The 17734-nt window shown below is 43.2% G+C and carries 15 protein-coding genes; 4 read left to right on the top strand and 11 right to left on the bottom strand.

Features of this window, described 5'->3' with window-relative positions; translation table 11 throughout:
- Positions 1 to 10: 10 nt before the first annotated feature.
- Entirely contained in the window at positions 11 to 961 is a 951-nt protein-coding gene (locus tag ACETMN_RS16005; RefSeq protein ID WP_017688355.1) for an ABC transporter permease, read from the bottom strand.
- A 146-nt stretch (positions 962 to 1107) separates the two neighbouring features.
- Here ACETMN_RS16005 and ACETMN_RS16000 point away from each other — a divergent pair, with 146 nt between their 5' ends.
- Positions 1108 to 2817, top strand: coding sequence for a sensor histidine kinase (locus ACETMN_RS16000; protein ID WP_192131508.1), 1710 nt, complete (start codon positions 1108 to 1110; stop codon positions 2815 to 2817).
- Entirely contained in the window at positions 2793 to 4469 is a 1677-nt protein-coding gene (locus ACETMN_RS15995; protein WP_411736352.1) for a response regulator, read from the top strand. Before ACETMN_RS16000 ends, ACETMN_RS15995 begins: the two co-directional genes overlap by 25 nt.
- A 153-nt stretch (positions 4470 to 4622) precedes the next feature.
- Here ACETMN_RS15995 and ACETMN_RS15990 read toward each other — a convergent pair whose 3' ends face one another.
- From ACETMN_RS15990 to ACETMN_RS15965, 6 genes are all read right to left on the bottom strand, one after another.
- A complete protein-coding gene (locus tag ACETMN_RS15990; protein ID WP_411736421.1) occupies positions 4623 to 6269 on the bottom strand; it encodes an extracellular solute-binding protein in 1647 nt (548 codons plus the stop codon).
- 227 nt (positions 6270 to 6496) lie between these two features.
- On the bottom strand, positions 6497 to 7210 hold the full coding sequence (gene bglS / locus ACETMN_RS15985; protein WP_091018946.1) for a beta-glucanase: 714 nt from the start codon (positions 7208 to 7210) through the stop codon (positions 6497 to 6499).
- Between the two features lie 286 nt (positions 7211 to 7496).
- Positions 7497 to 8201, bottom strand: a complete 705-nt coding sequence (locus tag ACETMN_RS15980; protein WP_091018948.1) for an ankyrin repeat domain-containing protein — start codon at positions 8199 to 8201, stop codon at positions 7497 to 7499.
- Positions 8202 to 8211: 10 nt separating this feature from the next.
- On the bottom strand, positions 8212 to 9720 hold the full coding sequence (locus ACETMN_RS15975) for an S-layer homology domain-containing protein (protein ID WP_091018950.1): 1509 nt from the start codon (positions 9718 to 9720) through the stop codon (positions 8212 to 8214).
- Between the two features lie 119 nt (positions 9721 to 9839).
- The gene (locus tag ACETMN_RS15970; protein ID WP_091018952.1) at positions 9840 to 10532 is read right to left on the bottom strand and encodes a response regulator transcription factor; all 693 of its coding nucleotides are present in this window, start codon (positions 10530 to 10532) and stop codon (positions 9840 to 9842) included.
- A gap of 6 nt (positions 10533 to 10538) precedes the next feature.
- Complete coding sequence (locus ACETMN_RS15965) at positions 10539 to 12008, bottom strand: ATP-binding protein (protein WP_411736351.1); 1470 nt, start codon at positions 12006 to 12008, stop codon at positions 10539 to 10541.
- A gap of 352 nt (positions 12009 to 12360) precedes the next feature.
- Between ACETMN_RS15965 and ACETMN_RS15960 the strand changes: the two genes are divergently transcribed.
- Positions 12361 to 13038, top strand: a complete 678-nt coding sequence (locus tag ACETMN_RS15960) for a helix-turn-helix transcriptional regulator (protein ID WP_256975280.1) — start codon at positions 12361 to 12363, stop codon at positions 13036 to 13038.
- A 79-nt stretch (positions 13039 to 13117) separates the two neighbouring features.
- Positions 13118 to 13456, top strand: a complete 339-nt coding sequence (locus tag ACETMN_RS15955) for a cupin domain-containing protein (protein WP_091018956.1) — start codon at positions 13118 to 13120, stop codon at positions 13454 to 13456.
- A 143-nt stretch (positions 13457 to 13599) separates the two neighbouring features.
- On the opposite strand, the gene ACETMN_RS15950 is transcribed toward ACETMN_RS15955, so the two are convergent.
- From ACETMN_RS15950 to ACETMN_RS15935, 4 genes are all read right to left on the bottom strand, one after another.
- The gene (locus tag ACETMN_RS15950; protein WP_091018959.1) at positions 13600 to 14736 is read right to left on the bottom strand and encodes a choline esterase; all 1137 of its coding nucleotides are present in this window, start codon (positions 14734 to 14736) and stop codon (positions 13600 to 13602) included.
- Positions 14733 to 15392: a TetR/AcrR family transcriptional regulator gene (locus tag ACETMN_RS15945; RefSeq protein WP_091018961.1), complete on the bottom strand. Its 660-nt coding sequence runs from the start codon at positions 15390 to 15392 to the stop codon at positions 14733 to 14735. The genes ACETMN_RS15950 and ACETMN_RS15945 overlap by 4 nt, the downstream gene beginning before the upstream one ends.
- A 208-nt stretch (positions 15393 to 15600) precedes the next feature.
- Complete coding sequence (locus ACETMN_RS15940; RefSeq protein WP_256975270.1) at positions 15601 to 16449, bottom strand: copper amine oxidase N-terminal domain-containing protein; 849 nt, start codon at positions 16447 to 16449, stop codon at positions 15601 to 15603.
- A 168-nt stretch (positions 16450 to 16617) separates the two neighbouring features.
- Positions 16618 to 17700 carry an ABC transporter substrate-binding protein gene (locus ACETMN_RS15935; RefSeq protein WP_091018964.1) on the bottom strand — a complete coding sequence of 361 codons (1083 nt, stop codon included), beginning with the start codon at positions 17698 to 17700 and terminating at the stop codon, positions 16618 to 16620.
- Positions 17701 to 17734 lie beyond the last annotated feature (34 nt).

The raw sequence follows: 17734 nt of genomic DNA, 5'->3' as shown, positions 1-17734 counted from the left end.
TTTCTCCTCTCTAGAAAACTCGATAATTAGCTAGTTTGTAAGCCATTCTGTAAGATATAACAATCAAAATGGTAGCAACCACAGATTTGAACAACCCTACTGCTGTGGCAAAACTCATCTTCCCGTTCAGAATCCCAAGTCGATATACAAAGGTGTCAATGATGTCGCCTTTGTCATACACAAGCGGATTGTACAAGTTGAACACCTGATCAAAACCGGCGTTCAGTATGTTGCCGATAGAGAGCGTCATCAGTACAATTGTGATCGGCATCAATGCCGGAATCGTAATGTGCAGCGTCTGTTTAAAACGGTTGGCCCCATCCACCTCGGCAGCCTCGTAGAGTGCAGGATTAATTCCTGAGAGAGAAGCCAGAAATACAATCGTACCAAAACCAAATTCTTTCCACACATCACTGAGGATCAGCGTTATTCGGAACCATGTACCGTCCCCCAGGAAGAAGATCGGTTCTCCTCCAAAGGCTACGACAAGCTGGTTGACCATGCCGCCCTGAGGAGACAGGATATCGAGCAGAATACCACCGAGAATAACCCAAGATAGGAAATGCGGTAGATACACAAGCGTTTGACTTACTCTCTTGAATGCCGTCAAGCGCACTTCATTGAGCAAAATGGCAAACAGGAATGGAGCGAACAGTCCTGCGATGATTTTGAAAAATGCAATGACCAGTGTATTCCAGATCACCTGACCTACGTCTGGATATAAAAATAAATATCGGAAATTGTCCCAACCCACCCATTTGGATTCAGAAAATCCCAAGTATGGCTTGAAATCCTGAAAAGCAATTACAATGCCGCCCATCGGTATGTACTGAAACACCAGTGCCAGCAATACAGCTGGAATGAGCATCATATGCAAGGTCCAATTCCGTTGCATATTCCAGCGCTGTTTAACCCTGGTGGAGCGCCGTTTATGCGGCGTTTCTAACGTATGTTCCTTCACTCCTGCATCCCCCATGTTCTAAATTTTGTATTTTACAAGTCATCGTGAACTTGTATATTAAAATTATAGCAATGGAAATTTGTGATCTATATCCTAATATTGCAACAACGATATCAATATTTTAATAAGATTAAGGAGGTTGGGCTTTGTTCACACGTTTGAATGTCTTTACCAAAATTACACTGTTGTTTGTGATGCTGCTTATTCTGGTGCTGTTTCTCTATACATACTCGAACCGGGAAAGCGTGCGTGTTATCGAACACGAGATTCAGAACAATACGATGAATCATCTATCGACATTTGCTGATTCAGTAGAATCCAACATTTACCAATTGTCATTGTATGGGATGTCTATTGGGCAAGATTCGAGTATTCAGGAATATCAACGCCCCGACTATAAGGACGTTCCCTATGAACGTGTGAAAGTTGGAAGTGCTATTCTGGAAAAGATGAATCTGTACAACGCAGCAAGCAAATGGCATTCGACCATCACACTCTACTTCCCAAGGATGCAAAAAGTGATATCAACGGATTATTATGCTTACATTCCTTACAGGGATGATGAATTTAAGGAGCCTCTCTCGCAATCCTGGACCTATGCCGACAATCAGTTTATCTGGTACACGACCGACCCAACGACAGCGATGGTGCAACCCGACAAAGCTCGATTAATTACCAAAATCAGTTTTCCAGTTCATCACTTAACTGCACTTCTTAATCAAAACAAGTTAAACAATAAGGGCGATCCATTCATGTTCCATCCCGATTATGGTTTAATCAGTAATAGCTCTGGAAAGGAAACGCTGAATGCCATACTGCCCTCTTTGAAAGGAGCAAAACTGCAAGCCAGTGGTGGATTCACCACAACGTTAAACAAAACGGAATATTACGTCTCCTATATTCAATCCAAGAGCCTCGGCTGGTATTATGTTGACTACGTGCCTATGCAGCAAATTTTGAAACCGATTACGAGCAGCCGGAATCTCTTTTACGCTTCAATTGCCGTTCTGATCGTGATGAGCGTTGTTGTATTATATACACTCTACCGAAGTGTGCAGCTTCCACTCTTACAGTTGGTGAAAGGGACGAATCGCTTGTCCACCGGGGATTTTTCCGTTCGGCTTCATCATTCTGCACGCAATGAGTTCAGCTTGTTATTTGCACGTTTCAACATCATGGCTCAACGAATTCAAGAATTAATCGAGAATGTATATGAGGAGAAATTACGAAGTCGGGAAGCCACGCTCAAACAGTTACAGTCGCAGATTAATCCGCATTTTCTATATAACTGCCTGTTCTATATCAAGAACATGGCCCGAATGAAAAATGAAAAGGCCGTGGTAGCCATGGCACTGAATCTGGGGGAGTATTACCGATACATAACCAGGTCCGAAAAGGATCAAGCCACGCTTCGTGAAGAGCTGACGATGGTCAAAAATTATTTGGAAATCCAGTCACTTCGTCTGGAACGAATGCATTTTACAATCGACGTGCCCCATGATATTTTAGATAAAACAGTTCCCAGACTAACCCTCCAGCCTATTATTGAGAACGCTATTATTCATGGTCTGGAGCCCAAATCGGTAGATGGTGAGATTAAAATCTATGCGGACTGCGAGGATGATGTGTACACAATTATCGTGGAGGACAGCGGGCTTGGCATGTCTGAGAAACAACTTGATCATTTGAGAGATAATCTTCTTAAACCGCTGGATGAGAATATGGGATGTGGTACATGGAATGTCCATCAACGTTTGTCTTTTCTATACGGTGAAGGATCTGGACTATCTTATGATCATTCTTCAATGGGTGGAATTAAAGTTAACATCACATGGCACGACAATACAGACAAGTAGGTGAACGACCCATGCTGCAAATATTACTAGTTGACGATGAACGTTCTGTCGTGGAAACGCTGGCAGAGACCATTCCGTGGGAAAGCTGCGGTATCGGTACAGTTCATGAAGCCTTATCCGGTGCAGTAGCGCTGGAAATTATGGACAACCACGAAATTGACATTGTAATTACGGATATACGTATGCCCGAAATGTCAGGCATTGCACTGATTACAGCGATTCATGAAAAGTGGCCGCATGTGCAGACGATTCTGTTATCAGGTCACGCCGACTTTGAATATGCGAAACAGGCTATTGCTCAGGAAAGCTTTGATTACTTGCTGAAACCTGTTAGCGATGAAGATCTGATCGAATCCGTGCAACGTCTTGTTCATCGAATTAAAGAAAAGTGGGAAACGGCAGCATCTCATCAAAGAGCCTTACACGCCTTTCAGGATCATCTGCCATTACTTCAATCCACGATGCTGCATGAGTTGCTGACTGGAAAAGTCTATGATCAGAAGACACTGGCAGACAAGCTTGATCTGCTGGAGCTTCCCTACTCCGTAGGAGAAGATCTCGGCATGCTGATTATCCGTATGGAGAAACATCTATCCGATATGGCACACGGCGACCTGGCCCTAATGGAATATGCGATATGTAATATCATAAGTGAAGTGATGCATAATCATTTTCATATCTGGCATACACGTGACGTGCACGATTACATTGTTGTTCTGGTAAGCATGAAACATTCCACAACGATGAGTTATAGCCGGAGCGAGACGCCTCAGACATTGCTTGAGCAGTATGCTGCCCAGATTCAAACCAATGTTCAGTTATACCTGAAAGGTGCAATCTCCATTTCCGTCTCCAGTTGGGGCAAGTTCCCCCACGAAATTGGAGAACTCTATGAGCGAACGGTTATGTCCATGCGTAAACGGATGGGTCAGGTGCAAGGTTTGTTTGTCACCGCTTCCGATGAAACGGATGCCAACCCTCTACATACGATCAGGTCGCTGTATCAGCCACCAACGTTGATTAGCCTGCTCGAAGCTGGTCGCTTTGAGGATGTGGAACAGAAAATCGAACACATATTTGAAGAACTGCTGCATTCCAATGAACATCATGATATTGCGGAGTCAACCTTCGAGGTGTATTTTGCTATTGCGGGTGCGTTTGCGTACATCATTCATAAAAATGGCAAACAAATCTCTTCTTTGATTCCAGCAGAGTCCTATCGTTACTTTCAAGCTCCCAGCTACTCCACTGCGCAGCAGCTACAGGACTGGTCCTTGCGTACACTCCATTACATACGAGATGATGCAGAACAAGAGCTTAGAGACAATCACAGCACCATTGTGCGCAGCGTCAAAAGTTTCGTCGACCTTCATCTGGCTGGAGATGTATCGCTGCCTGCAATTGCCGACCATGTGCATCTGCATCCAGTGTACTTGTCCAAGGTATACAAAGCGGAGACAGGTGAAGCACTTACTGCCTATGTGTACCGGTTAAGAATGGAGAAAGCAGCCTATCATTTGCGAACATCAACCGCCAAAGTGTTTGAGATTGCAGAACTTGTCGGTTACAACAATACCGCATATTTTATTCGAGTTTTCAAGAAATTTTATGATCTTACACCGCAGGAATATCGGGAAAATCTGCCGGTTTAAGATACTCAGGCCAGACTTGAGTTTCTAGTAATCTCTCCGGTTTCCCCTTCTCCATATCAAATACAAAAAGGCATTGCCGGAGATCTACTCCTGCAATGCCTTTTTGGTGCTTATGTGGCCGCGATGAATCAATTCAGCCAGCCCTGCGTCATCCTATTCTCCGCTTTTCACGGAATCATACCACTCGTTAACTTCTTTCGTGATCTGATCTCCACCTGAAGACTTCCACTTCTCAACAAATGAGTCGAACGCATCAACAGAGGTTTTGCCATATACAATTTGAGAGAAGGTATCCTTCTCCATCTTGGTCAAAATGTCATTGTTCATCTGCATCGTCATTGAAGGTGCACCAGTAAACATTTGATTGAACACGATATCCTTTTGATCCAAAACAATCTTGGCTGCATCAAGCATAGGTGTCGGTACACCTGATTTGATTTTTTTCTCAAATGGCGTTGTTGGTTCTTCACCACTTGCCAGCTTCGCGAGTGTTGTCATACTCAGATTCGGAATTCGCGCTCCATCAAAAGTCAAAGTGTACTTCTCGGGAGCATAACCACCTGTAAGACTTGCATCGGTTGATGGTTTCCCATCTACCATAACCCAATCGTATCCTTCCGCAAATCCATGCTCAAACTCATCGCCCTCTTTAGGATTCGCATAATGATCAAAGAGATAGTTCTGATAGGTGAAAAAGGCTTCCGGATTTTTCATATCTTTGTTAATTAGAACTACGCCGTTTCCGTTCGACGTACCGTGTCTTCCTGCTTGACCGTTTGGACCGGAAGGAATGGGATACGCCTTGTATTCAGCCTCAGGATTGTTTTTCTTCACATCCTCCAGCGGCCAGGATGGCATCCAGTGAGGACCTACCACAATACCTGCTTTTCCGGCAGTAAATTCTTCAGCAGCTTTTGTCTCATCATACACACCGGCTTCTTCCGGGATATAACCTTTGCTCATCCAGCTCTGTAATTTGGCCAAAGCCTGTTTTGCACCAGGTGTAACGGAACCGTATTCAAGTTTTCCGTCTGCCGTCAGATTCCATTGGTTTGGCATTGTACCATAAGCGCCAAATACCCACCCAGCTTCAGACATCCATGTGTTCAGCCAGTTCTTAAAGCCAATGGTGAGTCCGTAAGTGTCCTGCTTCCCATTGCCATCCGGATCTTGATTCGTAAACGTTTCCATAATGACTTCAAGATCATCTATCGTTTTAGGTGCTTCCAGATTAAATTTCTTCATCCAGTCTTCGCGGATCCACATGACAGGATCACCATTATAGGAATAGTCCAGGATCGGAATACCGATCTTTTTGCCATCTTGCATGTATGGATACCATACGGAAGGATCTTCGTTTACGGCTGCTTTCCATGTGTCGCTGGCATATTTGTCAAACAACTCGCCAGCATCGACAAATTTTCCGGACTCAATCAATTCACGCACCAGATTGAATTCGCCGCGATACGAAATAATGTCTGGCATGTCCGCATTGGAAGCAAGCGATAGACGCAGTTTCGTCTCAAATGCATTATTGGTAGAAGGAGATATCCACTGGTTTTTCAACTCAATCCCGAGTTTCTCCTTGGCCCATTTTGTATGGACGTTGTTATCCTGATCCTCGCCTGACTTAAACTTCACGTCTGGACCCCATGGTCGTAAATACGTAATGGATACTGGTGGATCATACTTCCCATTTTTGAGTTCCAACGTTGTCGCTGGTGTACTCGATTCTGTTTTCTTGTCGCTCCCGTTACTACACCCGCTCAAGGCTGCAGATAGGGCCAATACACCGATCATGACCAAACTGCCTACTCGTCTCTTTTTACTTGTGTCCAACTTCGTTCCCCCAGTCTATGTAATGTTGCTTACAGGTTAATCATAATGAATGTTTGATATTTATGCCCATACTAATATTGCAACATTTATTGCATTAATTTAGGATATTGGATATTGAATACATATATTGAATAAATACAATGCCTGAATATAGAAAAAAGCAGCCGCTAACGGCTGCTTCAGTCTGCTTAATTGCTCGTATATTTAACCCAATCGTACTCAGCATAGAGCGGATTGGCCCCGTTATAAGGACCAAGCCAGCTATCTACTCCTGTTCCATTCCAGAGGTTCATCATGATTTTTCCAGGTGTTTTAGGAATATTGCTGGTTGCCGTATGCTTCAATACACCATCAACATACCATTTGATATGTCCCGGCTGCCAGTCAAATGCATACGTATGGAAGCCCTGGGATGCATCAAAACCTAGATTGATAACCTTCTCATGATTACCAACGCCATTGGTATAATAATTAAACTGCACTTTGGTTGTGTCTTTACCTAAAAATTCGATATCAATCTCATCCCATTGGGTGCCATGTGCAGGGCCTGTGTATGTGAAAAATGAGGAAACTATACCTGTGTTCTTGGCAGGTTTCATACTGACTTCATACAAGCCGTACCCATACGTATTTGTGGTACGATACTCTCCGCAATCAAACTTGTTCTGTGCAGAGCTGGTCAAACCAAGCTTAAGCTTGCCGTCACTTGTAAAATTAACATTGTTAGCCCTCCACGTACAGTTAAACATGCTTCCATTGGAATACCCATCCGCTTTTTGCCACGTACTTGCGTTAAAATAGGTTAGAGGTTCCCAGAAAACATAACCCGCGAAAGCGCTTACCGAAAAAAACAAAGAGATGACACCAGTTACCGCCAAAGTATACCAAGACTTCCTTTTCATCATACACCTCCATGAATGATTCCAACCTGTTCAAGTTAGGGCTACTGAGTAGCAGGTGCAAAAGGTAAAGATACCTGAGCTACAATAATAGATAGCGCTTACATGGTTGGTATTTCCATTTTATCTGGAAGCAGAGTGGTACACTATAGAAAATTTCAAAGCAGAGATATTCATTTTTTAATATAATGAAGCGCCTGCCTCTCAGCATCGAAGGAACCAGGCGCTCTATAAATACCATTTACATGTAGCTCAACATTTTGGTTTCTTTATTGACCCTAGATCATTTCTATTGGGCTCCAGCCCGTACCAATATGTCTTCAATTTCTTTAAAGCCTTTATTCTTTGCATGACTGAGCGGTGATACCCCATCACGATCCGGTATGTTCACGTCTGCTCCATGATCAATGAGTAATTGTATCGTCTCCTGCTGCTGAGCATTGCCATCGTTAAGAATGATCGCTTCGAGTAATGCTGTCCATCCCAATTGATTCACATGGTCCACATCCACCGAAGTTTGACTCAGTAATTCTTGCACTACATCCACATATCCATGCTCCGAAGCTGGAATAAGTGCTGTCCCTCCATATCGATTCGTTATCGTTGGGTCCGCTCCGGCCTCGATTGTCAGCTTCAAAATATCCAAGTATCCTTCAGCCCCAGCATACAGAAACGGGGTGTTTTTCATATCGTCCTGTATATTCACGTCTGCCCCCGCTTCAATTAACACTTTAGCCGATGTTGGGTCATTATTGTAAGTTGCAATCATTGTAGCGGTTCGTCCAGTCTGATCTTGAGTATTGATATTGGCGCCTGCTTGAATCATTTGTTCGATGCGTTCAGTATCGCTGTCCTCTACTGCCTTGAACAGCTGTTCATCTGCTGAAGTCGTGGCCTTTTCCTCCACGTTAGAGTCGTTTCTCATTTCAGGCACGCAGCCTTGAACGATCAACATACTGCTTATCAAGATAACGATGATCAGAGATTTACTCATACTGCCTCCTTTACTCCAGTGTCAAGGTGACCGAAGAAGCGATACTCCAATCCCCAACCGGGTTTATTGTATACGTAGTACTCGGAGTCAACTTTCCATCATTTGTTAGGTCGAATACACCCGTCGCACCTTTTCGGCTTGAATATTTATAAGTTGCCGTCAGAACATCCCCGCTAGGTGAAGTTAACGTTACACTTCGACCAGAGAACAGTTCATCCCCAGGGTCCTGGTCAAGTGTAACTTCAATGGAGGTTTCGCTCACTGCTTGAGCACTTGCAACCACTAGTGCATCAAACGATTTCGCCGTAAATGAAGCATTTTCGATGTTAGCCCAATCCGAAGAAACCGTATATGTGACACCTGATTTCAGCGTTTGTCCCTCAGGCAAACGGAACTTCGGTTCTTGTTTGCCATCTGTGGATTGCGTGAATGGAACATATCTGGCAACGATAGGCTCGCCACCTTCTGGCGTAATTACAACTTGTCTTGCCTGCATGGAAGAGATAATTTGAACCGTTTTGCCTCCTGCTTTCTCTTGATCATTCAGCACAAATGCATTAGCTCCTCGACCACCGCTGTAAGCCGAAATGATGTAACCATAATCCACTACACCGTTCACTTGCAGTGCTTCGATCTCGAATGTATCATTCGTTACTTGACTAGCCGTTGTCATGTTTATTTTCGTGGCACTGCCTTCAAAGGAACCAGCGTCTTGGCCTTTGTAAGTCAGGTTGTACACTTCACCAGCATCTTGTACGGACGTTGGAACGATGTAAGTCGCAATCGACCCTGTTTTCAAACGGGGCATATTGGTTAACGTCAACCCGCCACTAAATGCAAAGTCCGTTTGTGCCTTGGCAAAAGCTTCATTCGTTGCTGTCAGCGGCTTGTCGAATGTGACAATTAACGTAATGGCGTTCAGCGATCTAACGCTCTTGATTTGAGCTTGCTCCGAAGGAATAGCTTGGTGTGCGGTTTGCAACAACACTGCTGTTTCGCCACGCGTTGCCGAACCGTTCTCGGAGTAAAACTCGCTCATCCAATGGTGAACGGACTTTACATCACGTTGCATCGCTTTGGATACGACCTGTTCGAGTTCAGCATCCGACACTTGAGTCTGCGGATTGAATTGTCCATCGTTAGCTTGCATGATGCCGAGTTCAACAAGCTTTGACACATATGGCGCATACCATGCATTGGAATTGACATCCATTAATTCTACGGTTTCTCCCGTCTTGCTCTCCAAATGAAATGTTTTGAAAACCAATGAAGCTAACTCCGCACGGGTAATCGCTCGATGTTCACCCATAGATTGATCTGCATATCCGTTCATGATCCCCAAGCTATTCAGATCCTTGATAGCAGCTTCGATCTGTTGTTGGGTAAGCTGTGCGGTTGTTGCCGCAATGTTAGTGACGTATGTAGCTGCATGTACTTGATTCGCAGTTAACGGGAACACTGCTGTACCTAATGCAGTTATGGTTAGAAATGTAGCGATTTTGCGGGTTGTAGAATTCATAGTTGAATTCCTCCTCTATAGGTTGTAGTTGCCTGTATCTATAGAATAGAGGACAAAAAGAAACTCCCAAGGCTAAAGTTATTAACAAAATATAAACTGACTCTAAATTTTCAGGAAACTTATGCAGTAAATCGATAGCCTGCGCCCCAGACGGTCTCAATATACTCCGGATTTTTGGGGTCTGTCTCCAGCTTCCCACGCAGTTTGCGAATATGGACGGTTACCGTTGCAATATCTCCGGTGGAATCCATGCCCCAGATCCGCTCGAACAGATCAGATTTGCTGAATACACGATTGGGATGACTCGCAAGAAATACAAGCAACTCGAATTCCTTGGTTGTAATCGCCACCTCTTCTCCATTAACAAAAACGCGGCGTGATCCTTTGTCAATGTGAAGCCCCCGAATGTGGATTTCATCCTGCTCAGCTGGTTTGTTTTTGCCAAGAAGTCTCTCGTATCGGGTCAAATGAGCCTTTGCTCGTGCAACCAACTCACTTGGGCTGAACGGTTTTGTAATAAAATCATCCACTCCCAGATTGAACGTCCGGATCTTATCGATTTCTTCCTTTTTTGCGGAAACGACAAGGATGGGCACTTCCTTTACCTCGCGAATGCGCCTGCAACATTCGAAGCCGTCCAGTCCCGGAAGCATCAGATCAACAATGATCAGATTATAGTCCCCCTCCAGTGCCTGCTTTAGGCCATCATCTCCAGTATGGCAGAGATCCACGGAAAATCCGTTGAGCTCAAAATAATCCCGTTCCAGTTCCGCAATCGTTGTTTCGTCTTCAATGATCAAAATGTTTGCCATTACTTATTAGTCCCTCTCTTCATTCAGCCGTTTCAGTTTGATATATATGCTCGTGCCATCATTGGGCTGGCTTTTAGCCCAGATGAAGCCCCCATGTCCATCAATGATTTGGCGGGCAATTGCTAGCCCGAGCCCACTTCCGCCCGTTGAGGAGTTCCGGGATTGTTCTGCACGATAGAAGCGTTCAAATATATAAGGCAGTGCCTCTTCAGGTATTCCCCTCCCATTATCTTTAAACGCCATCGTAATCCATTTCTCATCGGCTTGAAGTGTAATCTCGAATCGTTTATGTTCATTCTCCATGTATTTGAGTGCATTATCCACCACATTAACAACGGTACGTTTTAACTTTTCCGGATCCACAGCAGCCATAGCGGGACCAGACACCTGGTTATTCCAATCCAGGGCAACACCTTTATCCTCCAAATCGTATTTCAGCTCTTCAATGCTATCTTCAAGGAAATCAGCGAGATCAACTGTTTTAAACAGGAAAGGTTCTTGGTTCAAATCGAGCTTTGAATACAAAAACAGTTCATCCACCAGCTTATCCATGCTAACTGCTTTGGAGTGAATGATATTAACATAACTCTCCATTTTCTCCGGAGTATTAGCCACTCCGTCACGAATGCCCTCAATATAACCTTTGATATTGGTAATCGGCGTACGGAGATCATGCGAAATGTTGGAGATAAGCTCTTTGCGGTTCACTTCGTCCTGCTGACGTAACGCATAAGAGCGCTGCAATTGATTCCGCATGCTCTCAAACGCTTCGCTGAGTTGACCAACCTCGTCATTGGAGTTTAGCTGAAGTTTAAAGGATAGATTGCCATCCTTAATATGTTCGGCTGAACTTCGTAGTTGATTCAATGGCTTAATGAAGCTGCGCGTGATCCAGCGAAACAAGAGCAGATTTGCAATGATTAGGACGCCAATAAGCAGGAATGACATCACAGGCAGCAGCTTGCGAGTAAGCTCCGCAAAGGGGCTTCTCTCACGAATGACAAAGATACTCCCCCGTTCCCCGTCTGAATATTGAAAATCAAATTTCGCATACGCGTAGAATCGCTCACCAATATTAAAGGTGCTTCGAATCTGATAATTGTTAAGATCGTAGGCAGGCAGAGCTTGTTTCAGTTCCGGCTGGTTGAAGGTCAGCGATTCAAAGATCTGACTATTCTCCCGTCTGATGTAGAGCCCTGACTTCTCAGCTCGAAGCTTCATATCGTATTCACGTAGCAAAACCTTGTTTTGCAGGTCGTCCGGGTCATTTTTGGCCAGAAATTTCATCTCTTGAAAGATCGATTCTCCCTGTTCAGTCAGGGGGTTGATCTGATAATGTACCTTGTAAATATCGCGGAAACTCTGTAGATCCCCTGTAGCCGCAATCGTATACAGACTTGCCGTAAGCAGGATGAACAGCAGACTTATAACAAGCATGCCCGTGAAGGACAGCAGCAATTTTATTCGAATTGACATGGGTTCCCCTTCTCAAACAAGCCATTGGATTAGTTAGTGCACATGTTAACACAAGATGGATTCTATTGCCCATATGTAAAAAGAGCTTTCTTTTTCATTATATATGTTGACAGTGATAATCGTTATCAATAATGTTGGAGTAAGGTACACAACGATTTATCTTAGAATGACCAGCAAACACTTTTGAAATGAGGTACGTAATGTGAATGTAGACGTTAATCAGTTAGCAGCGCATTTTGCACACATTCCTTTTCAAGTCGAAGGAGTATATCGATATGCTAGAAATCCAGGGGTTCCCTAGGCTGACTATACCGATTCTTTTCCTGGATTTGTATTTCCTCTTACAGGAAAGATTCAATTCCAATTTGATGGTACGCCCTATATCTTTTCACCAGGAAAAGTTGTACACGGGGGCGCGAAAATGAAACTGGATCAAACCGTTTTTCATAGAACGGACTGGGAATACATCCTCGTTTTATACCGGATATGTAGTTCGGACCTCAAGGAGACAAGCTTTTCCCATCAGCATTTTGAATTATCAACGGGTCAATCCCCGCGTCTGATCGAATTAATCACGCGTCTTTGGCATGTGTATAATCAGCGCGGAGGTATTTCAAAGTTTCAGACCGAGATGCTGTTTCGCGATGTACTGAATGAGACCTTAATATGTGTTGATCATAGGCAAAATAGTTGTGAATCAGATGTTTTATTCGAACGGGTCTCTACCTATATCCAAGAATACTATGATCAAAGTCTGACTGTCGCATCGTTGGCAGAACAAAATAACGTTAATCGAAATCGACTTTCCTACGTGTTTAGAAGACATGCAGGTATGGGTCCAGCAGAATATGTATTGAAATATCGTATAAACATGGCACAGCAAATGTTATTGGCAAGTGATGCGTCTGTACAACAGATTGCTGAGACCGTTGGCATTGCTGACCCCTTTTATTTTAGCAGAGTGTTTAAGAAACAATATGGTATTTCTCCTAGTGAATATCGTCTGAAGTTCATCAATAATCCATGCTGATTTCAATAGGCATCCATGTTATACAAAAGCCTAGATCAGTATACTGAACATAGAGGATTAATACACAGGAGGAATGACGATGCACTATCAAGCGATTCAATTAAATGAGGAATTTTCGAAATTAAACGATCTTTGGTCTCCGAAACTCATTGGTGAAATGAATGACCATCAATTTAAGATCGTTAAGATTGCTGGAGATTTTGAGTGGCATGTTCATGAGGAGACAGATAAGTTATTTTTTGTGCTCGAAGGGGAAATGATAATTGATTTTCGTGATGGGCAAGTGAAGATTTCCAAGGGCGAGATGTATATTGTCCCTAAGGGAGTCGAGATCAAGCCTTCCTCCGAAAAGGAATGTCATATCATGTTGATGGAGCCTGGAAGCGAAGTAAACACTGGCGGGACTAAGGCCGAATAAGCGTCAGTTATTGGGACCAGGATGTCAATTTGCAGACGGAGAGCCGATAACCGCGTAATAGGGGTTATCGGCTCTCCGTCTGTACGGCTAGCTTTTTGACATGCATTAATTGACATGCATTAATCAGCAATCTCTCGGTTATGTCACTTGTTGCTGGTCTTCTTGATCAATTCCACACCATTGTATGCCAGGCTTTCCACACTTGCTGCCTTCTGCAGTATGTAATGATCAAAAAAGTTCTTCGCATAGTCTGTAACAAGATTTCGCATCTCCATAGCATCCCGTTCACCTCTGAGTTCCTCATTAACACTGGTAAACACGATGTCACAGTAATCCAAATGTGCAACACGATCAACTGAGATATAATAGGTTTCCATGCTATTGTTAGCGCCAATAACCGCATTCATATTATAGTTAGGTTCACAAAACAGTAACAAAAAGGGTTTCTTAAGATCGCTATCAAGAAGTCCAAACGCACCGCTATCCAAGCCAATCCCGCAGGCGAACCTGTCGTCATCCCGGCAAACCATTGCCGTGGTGGGCCCTCCATAAGAATGTCCGACTATACCCATGCCGATGTCAAGCAGCAATCTGCCTTTAAAGATGGAATTCAGCTCTCCAGAGTCCAGTTTGTAAAGATAATCGGCTACATACCTTACATCTTTTGCCTGTGATTCACTATACTCTGTTATCTTGGAAAGTATCGGTAGTGCAAGCACGTTACGGCACATCTCAAAGGCAGTTTCATCGTCAGGACGCATCTCCATCTTGCCAGCCAACGCCAGCATCTCCGGATCTTCACCAAACGCTGTAATAACATCCGAAAAATCCTTGGATACATTGAACAAGCGCCCATCTTTACGTTTATACATCGTGCTATTCTGATGGCCGATGCTTACCACAACATACCCCATGCTTGCCAAGTCTGTACAGAGCACTGTACCCCATTCTGGAGAACCGCCTCCACCACAAACATAGAATAACACTGGATAGCGCTTTTCCTTCCCGGAGACAGCAAGGTCATCGTAACACTGGGTCTTGATATCTATAGAGAAAACATCCTTCAACGCAGTGACAAGTGGCTGTTCATTAAACATCTCGTAGACTTCAGGAAACATGTACGTTGATGTAGTCTTACCTTCGCTACTGTCGGACGGATAATACACAAAAGCGGTCAGTTCTCTTTTGGAGTAATCTGATGCAGTGTACTCAAAATCCATCTGGGTTCGACCGACAGTATAGCCGCCAATTGGTTCTGGAAATGCGTCATAGTTTTTCATTTTCTTTCCCCCTTGAGATCACTAACCATTTCAGAATATTTATGATCCTCAAGCAGCCCATGACCCATAAATTCAGCAAAGTACTTGCTGATCTTATGTTGCAGCTCAGAGTCCTTAATATCGAATTCTCTAAAAAACAAGATTAAATTAAGCTGCATTGACTCAAACATAAAAGAAATCAGGTCGTCGTCAACATCTGGTCGGAGATATCCATCAACCCTCATTCGGCGTAAAATGTCCTTGATCATGGGGAATGACTCGCCCTTTAACACATTCACATATACTTTCAGCAAAATGTCCTCAGGAATATATGAAAATGTTTTAGTGAGTTTGATTTCCAACTCATTCAATGGCTCGGTCACCATACCATTAACGTTACCAAATAAGCCAGTAAGGAAATAGCTGTAAAGGGAATCTTCATTACTGTTATTAAAATATGCAGCTCTTTTCTGGGTTACATTACGTATTAAGTGACAATAAAGGTCATCTTTGTCTTCAAAATACCGATAAAATGTTCCGGGGTGCATGGACAAACTATCCAAAACCATCTTCATAGTTATATCCTCGTAAAGATTATCAACAAAAAGAAGCATAGCGCTACTCGATATTTCCTCGCGCCTTGTTTCATCTAAACGAAAGAACGAATTTTTTGGCATAGGCTACTCCTTAATGTATAGTGTGAACTGATTCACACTATACTGATAATACATTCACAAGTCAACTAGTCTTGAAAGATTAATATCATTATAAAAATTTAAAACCACTGTATTTAGATTTACAAAAAGATATTTTAACTACTTTTGATTGTGAAAAGATTCGTAAGAAATATGCAAGAGCAGCTGATCACTCGGATCAGATGTCTATTCAACGAGAAAGGATTTCAAGCACTTTACCACTTCCATCTTCAATAATACGTATACTGTTGTCATCGATGAGTTGAATGGTACTATCTGAATTCAAAATTTCCTGCTGGCCCGTTACCCCGTGAGCAATGGATTTGCGAATCAGACCTTTATTTTTGAATACCAACGTGTAAAGGTCGTAATCTTCCGTTTTTCGATTAGTGTGTTCAATGATGACAATAAGTAGATTTTGGGGACTCCTCTTAAAATTTATCTTAAGATCATGAGTGTTCACATTCATGTCCTTGATCCCTAAGGGAATCGAACTCTTTTGTCCAGTAGAAGCATTCGTAATCTCAAGATCTCCTTTTGCAGTGCGAATGACATAGGTGTAACCCATGTTGCTGCCATAAAAAGTATCGGTATAATTGCTCAATCCAGTCACGGTTACCTTTTTCGTTTTCATATCTTGATGAGTCACTTCCCCGTCCAAAGCAGATGCAAGAAATCCTATGGGTACATAAAGGTGACTAATATACCACACCGGTTCTCTGCCCATATCTACTTTTTGACCATCCACTTCGGCAATGCTGCTTCCCAAGTGCACAACAATTTGCTTCTGACTGTTCTTCAGTACGGCCGTATTATCATCTTCCATCCCCCACTCTAGGCCTGCCTTAATACCCAGTGAGAAAAAACTTCCGTAAGTGACTCCATCCTTGATTAACGTCTGAACATGGTTAATACGACCGTCTGCCCACTGAATTTCCAAATCAACATATTTGGATGCTGCTTCAGATTTTTGAGGCCCCAATGGTAATAACACCGACATCACTAATGCAACGACAACTACTTTTTTCAATTGCTTCATTCTCACAGCGACTCACCCACTTCATGTAATTTTTAATCTTACAATAATAACGTTAGATTCCAATAAAAGTTTGATCAGCTTGAAACAAGAATTGGGTCCCTGATAACAAAAAAAAAAGCCGCTAAAATAGCGACTTTTAATGGTACTATGTTTTTGTTCTTGGCTTCATTACAACCCGAGATCATCAGCGAGTCCCTCAACTCCTGTGAAGATGGAATCCCCGTAACCCCAGAAGTTGTTGAAATCAATAATGTAGATTTTTTTGTTTTTAACTGCGTTAATGTTTTGTACCTGTTTGTTGGCAAGCAGCTTTTCAATCGTCTGCTCAGGATCAATACCACCTGCATACCTCGAAATAATCATTGCATCCGGATTAATCTCGATTAACTTCTCCAGGCTGAGTGTGCCGGTTTCATTAATCAGCATATTATGCATATTGATTAATGACATTGCACTTTCAATAAACGTATCACCGTTTCCGTTGTAGATTCCAATGGTTCCATCACCATTATCCGAAAATGATGCATATTTGATCGTTTCAGTGCTAGCTCGAGCCGACAAGGCATTCTCGCGTGCTTTTAGCGTCTCAATATATGCCGCTGCATTCGCTTGTACGTTGAATATCTCTCCTAATTCAGTAATATCCTGATAAAGACTATCTAATGATGCATCAGGAACACTGGTGCTTTGTACGTACGTTTTAATCCCCATATCATTCAAGCTGCTTACTGTACCAACACCCCAGTCCGCATCCTCAAACAGTCCACCACGCCCTACAACCAGGTCAGGCGTAGCCCCTATTGTCACTTCCTTACCGACATAGCCTTCAGCTAGCACAGGAATTTGTTTAAACTCGTCAGCAATATCTTCAGGTACACTACCAAACAACGCAGCTACACCTACAAGTTTGTCTGTCAAACCAAGGCGAATCATCAGCTCGGCTGCACCTTGTGTATTGGCAACTACTCGTTCAGGTGCCTTGTCAAACGTTTGATCCTTCTTCACCCATGTGCCGTTCTCTGTTGTATAATTTGAAACGGTTACCGGGTAAGTTGTTTCAGCAGGTGCTGAAGCGTCTGCGTCGGCTTGTTCCCCATTTGTTGCTGCATTCGTGGCGCTGCTCTCCGCAGCTTGCTGTGAGCTGCCATTTGCATCTTTGCTGCCACCATTGTTGCTTGAACACGCTGCGAGCACCAGAATCATTGCAGTAATAAAACAAAGAAACATCCCTTTTTTAACGGATACCAACATGTAAATAATCTCTCCCTTTTGAATTCCCTCTTGT

Source organism: Paenibacillus sp. M2, assembly GCF_046713495.1.
Lineage (GTDB): Bacteria > Bacillota > Bacilli > Paenibacillales > Paenibacillaceae > Paenibacillus > Paenibacillus amylolyticus_B.
The sequence above is the reverse complement of the archived record's forward strand: the minus strand, read 5'-3'. Positions and strand labels throughout refer to the sequence as shown.